Genomic DNA, 354 nt, shown 5'->3' with positions numbered 1-354 from the left:
GTGATTGGCAGTGAGTCTCCGGAGCGCGGCGTTAGGCCTTATGCGACGACGGCGGCGTTGATGCGGTTGATTGTGGCGATGCAGTTGTCGGCGGGGAAATCGCTGTGGATTGATCTGGGGGATTTTGCCGGGCGTGATGAGGTGGCGCAGCGTAAGGCGCTGCATGGGGGGATGGTTGGGGTGGGGTTGCTGCCTGCGCGGTCGGCTGTGGATGCGATGGATGGGCCGGCGCGGACTTATGCGGCGGCGTTGCGCACGCGGTATCGGCCGGGTGCGCGATTCAACGGGGTTGTGCGGTTGGTGCTGGCTGAGGATCCGGCGTTGGATGCGGCGGGGCATCAGCGGGAGCGGGGG

At 66.7% G+C, this 354-nt stretch carries 1 protein-coding gene; it reads left to right on the top strand.

What is annotated here, in order from left to right; translation table 11 throughout:
• Positions 1-354: hypothetical protein (locus tag HX823_RS31800; protein WP_177078618.1), on the top strand; the 354-nt coding region annotated here is incomplete at both ends.

The sequence above is a fragment of the Pseudomonas sp. P7759 genome (assembly GCF_013386445.1).
Lineage (GTDB): Bacteria > Pseudomonadota > Gammaproteobacteria > Pseudomonadales > Pseudomonadaceae > Aquipseudomonas > Aquipseudomonas azotoformans_A.
The sequence above is the reverse complement of the archived record's forward strand: the minus strand, read 5'-3'. Positions and strand labels throughout refer to the sequence as shown.